2 protein-coding genes are annotated in these 1,708 nt (G+C 71.1%); both read left to right on the top strand.

The window, feature by feature from the left end; all coding sequences use genetic code 11:
* The coding region (locus tag ACQKIP_RS46770; protein WP_427745796.1) for a substrate-binding domain-containing protein at positions 1 to 562 on the top strand (562 nt) is incomplete at its 5' end.
* Between the two features lie 210 nt (positions 563 to 772).
* Positions 773 to 1,708: MFS transporter (locus ACQKIP_RS46765; RefSeq protein WP_427745795.1), on the top strand; the 936-nt coding region annotated here is incomplete at its 3' end.

The following is a 1,708-nucleotide window of genomic DNA, read 5'->3' as shown; positions in this document are numbered from 1 at the left end:
CAGCCTCGGTCTCGGCCCCGCGCCGGTCGCCGGCGCCCATGCCCTGGTCACCGACGAGGAGCTGGTCGGCTTCTACGCGGCGAGCCATCTGCTGGCGACCGGCCGCAGGACCCTGGGTGTGGTCATGCCCGCCGACTCCTCGCTGCGCGGCTTCGCCGAGCCCCGGCTGGCCGGCGCCGAGCGGGCCGTGCGGGCCCACGGCGCGGGCAGTGTCGTACGTCAGGACCTCGCCCTGGACGAGGAAGCGGGCCCGAGCTGGGCCCGGCGGTGCGCGGCGGACGGGGTCGACGGGCTGTTCGCGTACAACGACGAATACGCCGCGCTGGCCGTGCGCGCGCTGCTGGACACCGGGGTGCGGGTGCCGCAGGACATCGCGGTCGTGGGCGCGGACGATCTGCTGATCGGCCGGCTGCTCCGCCCCCGGCTCACGACCGTGCGTCTGGCCTACATGCCCTCGCGTGAGATCGCCGGGCTGATCGACCGGCTCATCGGCGCCCCCGAAACGCCGCCGGAGTCCCACGACATGCTCCGCGCACGGCTCGTCGTACGCGAATCCGCCTGACCCCGCCTGACCTCGCCGGACTTCACCCCCCGTCGCGCCTTCAACTCCTCAACACGTTTCCCGATACGGGCCCGCTCCCGCCTTAAGTAACGAAACCATCGCGGGCCGTGCGACACCTTCCCACGCTTACACGTGTCATCTACGCTCCTGCGGAACGCGTGCCCCCAGACGCGTCCCGTTCTCTTAGGCATCGCCTTCCAAGGGGCCCTCATGAGCCATTCACTTCCTGCAGACGCGCCCGCAGCCACCGCGGCAGATGACGCGGGCGCGGCCGTCGACGCGCCCGTCGTCACCACACGCCTGCGCCTGCTCTACCTCACGCTGCCGGTCGCCAACATCGCCCTGTACCTGCTCTGGTTCGGCGTGGGCAGCTTCCTGCTCCCCCTCCACGTCGCGCGCATCACCGGCACGAACGACACCGCCGCCCTGTCCACCGCCAGCACCATCGGCGCCGTCCTGGCGACCGTGGGAAACCCGGTCTTCGGACAGCTCTCCGACCGCACCCGCTCCCGGCTCGGCCGCCGCGCCCCCTGGATCCTGCTCTGCGCCTGCCTCGGCGCCCTGGCCCTGGTGGCACAGGCCCACGCCGCGAGCATCGCCATGCTCGGACTGAGCTGGGGCGTGGTGCAGTTCATCATGAACGGCTACCAGGCCGCGCTGACGGCCACGCTGCCCGACCGGGTGCCGCCCGCCAAGTACGGCACCTTCTCCGCGCTGGTGGGCCTTGGCATACCGCTCGGCACGATCGCCGCGGCACTGGTGATCGGCGGGGTGCCGGGCGCCAAGTTCGGCCTGGACGGAGTGATCGGCGGCTTCGGCGGCCGGTTCGCCGGGGAGAAGGGGTACTACCTGATCGCGCTGGCCGTCGTCGCGGCCGCCGTCATCTTCGTGCTCGTCTCGCCGGACCGCGACGCGCGCGCCCTGCCCCGCAAGCCCTTCTCCTTCAGGACCTTCCTCGCCAACTTCTGGGTCAGTCCCCGCAAGCACCCCGACTTCGGCTGGGCGTTCCTCTCGCGCCTGGGCGTCATGCTGGGCTACTTCATCGTCCTGACGTACAACATGTTCCTGCTCGCCGAGCACATCAAGATCCCACCGAAGGACCTGTTGCCGACGGTCGGCTTCCTGATGATCGTCAACGCCCTGTGC

This window comes from Streptomyces sp. NPDC059900 (assembly GCF_050270335.1).
Classification (GTDB): domain Bacteria; phylum Actinomycetota; class Actinomycetes; order Streptomycetales; family Streptomycetaceae; genus Streptomyces.
Note: the sequence above shows the minus strand (reverse complement) of the source record. Positions and strands in the feature narration are given on the sequence as shown.